The following is a 5,012-nucleotide window of genomic DNA, read 5'->3' as shown; positions in this document are numbered from 1 at the left end:
CATTGGTATCACATCCCGTGTTTTGGTCCGTCATTGGGAGGAGGTCGGATATGAGTGACAAACATCACCTGTACCGATGCGAGGAATGCGGCCGTGTTGTGGAAGTGGTGGACGCCGGCCGCGGCACGCTCACCTGCTGTGAAATGCCCATGAAGCATCTGGTGGAAAATACAGTCGATGCCTCCAAAGAAAAACATGTGCCCGTCGCCACCCGAGAGGGGTCCTCTTTCCATGTCAAGGTCGGCAGCGTGCCGCACCCCATGACCGCGGAACATCTCATCGAATGGGTGGAGGTGGTCACCGATGAGGCCGTCTGCCGGGTGGAACTTCAGCCCGGGCAGCAACCCGAGGTCAAACTGCCCGCGACAAAAGGCCCGGCCACCATTCGGGCATACTGCAATCTCCACGGCCTGTGGAAAACCGAGGTGTGACCGTCCCCCAATCAATTGCGGACGGAGACGAGTCCTGCAAAGGCGGCCACGGCCAGGAATGTGAAGGCAAGCACAAGCTGAAGGGCAACCACGTTTAAATCCTCGACACAAGAATTTTGACACTATCAACGAAATGTTTCGTCTTTAAAGCGGATCAAAAATCAGCAGAAAAGCCCTCTCTGCGGGACGTTCTGCGGTTGGAAGAGGCCGGGGACCAGCACATCCCCTACAGGACATGCAGATTTCCATCTGGCAGGAGCTGTCATCGCGCAACCGCCGCCCTGCCGGCGGGTCTTTTGTGCCTCCATCCAAAAAACGACCTCGTCCTGATTGGTGGAATCAGGTATCCTGGGGAAGATAGCCCGAACTGACTCGCGACCCGTATGGCAGGTCCCCCAAACGGCGTGCCTCTCCCCGCGAATCCTGATTGGCGTGAGAATCTGGGAGATATGCTCAAAGCGTTGGAAATAGTGGGTTTTAAAAGTTTTGCCGACCGGACCCGGTTTGAATTCCGTCCGGGGATCACTGCCATTGTCGGGCCAAATGGCTCCGGAAAGTCCAATGTCGTGGACGCCATCAAGTGGGTCCTGGGCGAGCAAAGCGTCAAGAATCTCCGCGGAAAGGAGATGACGGACGTCATCTTTAACGGGTCGGCAACGCGGCGGCCCCTCAATTTTGCGGAGATCACCATCACCCTCGATAACTCCCGCGGTATCCTGCCCATCGATACGCCCGAAGTCCATATCACGCGCCGACTCTATCGGAGCGGGGAGAGCGAGTATCTCATCAATCGGCAGCCCTGCCGACTGCGGGATATTCGCGATTTGCTGGCCGGAACTGGACTGGCGACGCAGGCCTACTCGGTCATTGAGCAGGGCAAGATCGACCAGCTTCTGCAGGCCACACCGCTGGAGCGGCGCGCCGTGTTCGAAGAGGCCGCCGGTATCAGCCGATTCAAAAGTCGCAAGCTCGAAGCCCAGCGGCGGCTGGAACGCCTGGAACAGAATCTCGTCCGCCTTCGCGACATCGTGGAAGAAGTGGAAAGCCGCCTCCGCGTGGTCCGCTCCCAGGCAGGAAAGGCCCAGCGCTATCAGAAATACGCCGAGGAACTTCGCTCTCTGCGGATCCATCTGGCAAGACTCGATTGGCAAAAATTCAACCAGGAACTTGCTCGACTGGAAGAGGAAGAGAACCGCCTGGCTGGGCTTCACGCTGAGCTTTCCGCCCAGTGCGAACACCTGGAACAGGAGCTCGCCACCGCGGAAGGCCTGCAAACTCGGTGCGACGAACAACTCTCCTCTCTGCAGAAGGCCCTTTCCGACAACCGCGAACAAATCGCCGCGGCGGAAACCGAACTGGAACACGAGCACAGCCGATCCCACGAACTGGAACGGGAATTGACACGCCTCCGAAAATCCCTGGCGGGTTTGACGCTCCGCGCCGAAGACGTCCAGACACAGCGGCACACGCTGGCGGAAGCGCTCGCGGCGGCAGACTCGCAGTACCGCGACCTCGTCCGCCAGATCGCTGAGGGCGAACGCCTCCTCACCGAGCGTCTCGAAGTTCTCGACCGGCGCCGAACGGAGTACGAGGAACTCCGCGCACGGCACTGGGACTTACTCCAAAAATCCCTCGCGGCAGATGCCGAAGCCCGACAGCACGAAGGTCAGTTGCAGGTCCATGCGGCGGCGATTCAACGGTTGCAACAGGAGCGCGAGCGATTGCAGCAGGTCATGACCGACCTTAGCCAGGAACGCGAGGCCCTCCGCGGTCGGCATGAGAACGCGCTCCAAGACTTGGAGAATATCCAGCACAGCATCCACCTGGCCACCGAACGCCGGGACCGCTGCCGTGAAGACTACCTGCGAGTGCAGTCGGAACTGGCCGAGCTGCAGGAACGACGCACGGCGGCCCGGGAACGTGCCCGACTGCTCCAGGAATGGGAGGAACGTCTGGAAGGCATCGATAGCGGCGTCAAGGACTTCCTGCAGCGAATGCGCGAAAGCGGTAATGGGGCAGCGGCCTCACTTTGCGGGCTGGTTGCCGATCTGTTTCAGGTGGAACTCCAGGTGGCGTTCCTCGTCGACGCAGCGCTGGGCGATGCCCCCCAGTGGGTCGTCCTCCGCGACAGCCGCCCGTTCCTGGAGCAACTTCGGCAGGGCAACGCGGGGCTCACCGGGCGTGTCGGTGTCTTCTGCCTGGATCGCCTGGAACCCGCCGCCGTGACGGCGTCTCTCCAGGAAACCGTGGCCCGCGAGCTGGCCGACGCTCCCGGTGTCCTGGGAAACGCCGAACAATTCGTGGCGGTGCCCGACGAAATCGCCCCTCTTCGTCGCCTTCTTCTGGGCAATGTATGGTTCGTGGAGTCCCTGGAAACGGCGCTGGAGCTGGCACGTCGCTACCCCCAGAGTCGGTTCGTCACCATGGCGGGAGAGGTGGTTACTTCGGATGGTCTGGTGATTGCCGGACCTAAAAGCGCGGTGACGGGCCTCATCTCCCGACGGAGCGAACTTCGGAGCCTGCTCCAGTCGCTTGCCGAATGGGAACAAACCGCCGGGAAGCTGGAAGCACACCTCCAGGAAACGCAGCAAACCTGGGAGGAAGCTGAAACACATCTCAACGAGTTGACCGAGCGGCGACGCCAACTGGCCGACAAACTCCGCGAAAGCGAGCAACAGGAGCGCCAGTTGCAGCGGCGGATGGAGGAAAGCACGCATCGCTTGCAGGGCATCGACCGTGAACTCGCCGAGCTCGATCAGGCCTGCGAGAAACTCCGGCAATCCCGGGATGCGGCGACCCAGACCAAGGGCGAGTGCGAAAACGCAGCCCGCCAGATCGAGCAGGATCTGGCGCGACTCGGAGAGGAGATATCTCGGCTGGAAAACGATGTTCAGGAACACCACGGCCTGCTGACGGCGCTTAAGGTGGAACTAGCCAAAAGCGAAGAACGACTGGAAGCCCTCCGCCATGAACTGCGACGGCAGGAACAGGCGGCACAGGAACGTCTGAAAGAGTTGGCCGATCTCCAGGTGCGTTTTGCAGAAACGGAGACAGCCTGGCGGCAATCCCAAAGGAAAATCCTCTCTGTGGAGATGATGCTGGCCGAACTCTATTCCGCAAAAGATGGCCTCACGCTGGCCCTGCACCGGGCAGGGGCAGAACGGGAAGCCGTCCACAAGCAGCGGCAGTCGCTTCAGCATCGCCTTCAGGAGTTGCGCCGCCGCCTTAAAGAAACCGAGGAACAACGGCACAAGATTGATCTCGAACTCAATTCCCTCCGACACGAAAAGGCGACGCTTCTTCAGCGGTTCGAAGAAGACTACAACATCTCTCTGGCAGAAATCGATCAGCCCGTTTCGCCCGAAGAAACCCGCGACCGTGCCGAAATCGCCGCGGCCATCGACGATCTCCGCCGGAAAATTCACTATTTGGGTAACGTCAACCTGGAAGCGCTGGAAGAACTCCGCGAACTCGAGGAACGTTACAACACACTCTCCAGCCAGTATCAGGACCTCGTCTCAGCGAAAACGGCGCTTCTGCGGATCATCGAACGGATCAACGCCGACAGCCGCCGTCTCTTCGCCGCCACCTTACAGACGGTGAGCGAACATTTTGCCATGCTGTTTCGGGAACTCTTCGGCGGAGGCCAGGCCAGCATTGAACTGGAGGAAGGTGTTGACATCCTGGAGAGTGGGATCGAAATCATCGCCCGACCTCCCGGAAAGGAACCCCGCAATATCTCGCTTCTCAGCGGTGGAGAAAAGAGCCTCACCTGTGTCGCGTTACTTTTGGCCATCTTCCGCAGTCGGCCGAGCCCGTTTTGTGTGCTCGACGAGGTGGACGCGGCCCTGGATGAAGCCAACATTGATCGCTTCACCCGCGTGCTGCGGGATTTTCTCTCACTCACACAATTCGTCATCGTCACGCACTCCAAGCGGACCGTCACCTGCGCGGACACAATTTACGGGATCACGATGGAAGAGTCGGGGGTCTCCAAGCGCGTTTCCGTTCGATTCGAGGACCTCAGCGACACCGGCGAAATTCTGAGCACCGCACCGGTGAGGAGTGAATCTTCACGCACTCAGGAAAAAGCGGCCTGAAATGGGCGCCTGTGCCCCCCGCCACGGGGCGATCTGGTCGGCAAAGCTCTTTTCTTCGGTTTTGCCGGTACACGCGGCTTTTCCACTCCATCCGTACCCGATTTTACGCTCCCCAAGGGCTGAAAAACGGTGCCGTGCTTCGCGGACTGGGCTATGGTTACAGGGAAGATGTGCATTGCTGGGGACGCAGACTGTGGTGATGAATCGTATGAGCGAGGCACAAACCAACCGTGTTTTGGAGCCGGAGGGCCTCATGTCTCCCCGGCTGACTGCGGAGCCGAAGGACGCGCCCTCCGGCCAGACGGACGGCATTTCCACCGTTGGACCGTCACAAGAAGCGGCGCCAGTTCGCGTGCGCAACGTTCTCGTGGCTGATGACGACGATCTCATTCGCAGGATTCTGGCACGGTGGTTGACACGGGCCGGCTATTCCGTGCGGGAGGCGGCCAACGGCAGCGAGGCGCTCCAGATGGTTCGGGAA

At 60.2% G+C, this 5,012-nt stretch carries 3 protein-coding genes; all 3 read left to right on the top strand.

Annotation, left to right across the window (positions count from 1 at the left end):
- Window positions 1–50: 50 nt before the first annotated feature.
- Entirely contained in the window at window positions 51–431 is a 381-nt protein-coding gene (locus H5U08_RS09915; RefSeq protein WP_297032583.1) for a desulfoferrodoxin, read from the top strand.
- A gap of 449 nt (window positions 432–880) precedes the next feature.
- Window positions 881–4,531: a chromosome segregation protein SMC gene (smc, locus tag H5U08_RS09910; RefSeq protein WP_297032582.1), complete on the top strand. Its 3,651-nt coding sequence runs from the start codon at window positions 881–883 to the stop codon at window positions 4,529–4,531.
- A gap of 208 nt (window positions 4,532–4,739) precedes the next feature.
- A partial coding sequence (locus tag H5U08_RS09905; RefSeq protein ID WP_366494366.1) for a response regulator occupies window positions 4,740–5,012 on the top strand: 273 nt, incomplete at its 3' end.

This window comes from Thermogutta sp., assembly GCF_014359955.1.
Taxonomy (GTDB): Bacteria; Planctomycetota; Planctomycetia; order Pirellulales; family Thermoguttaceae; genus Thermogutta.
The sequence above is the reverse complement of the archived record's forward strand: the minus strand, read 5'-3'. Positions and strand labels throughout refer to the sequence as shown.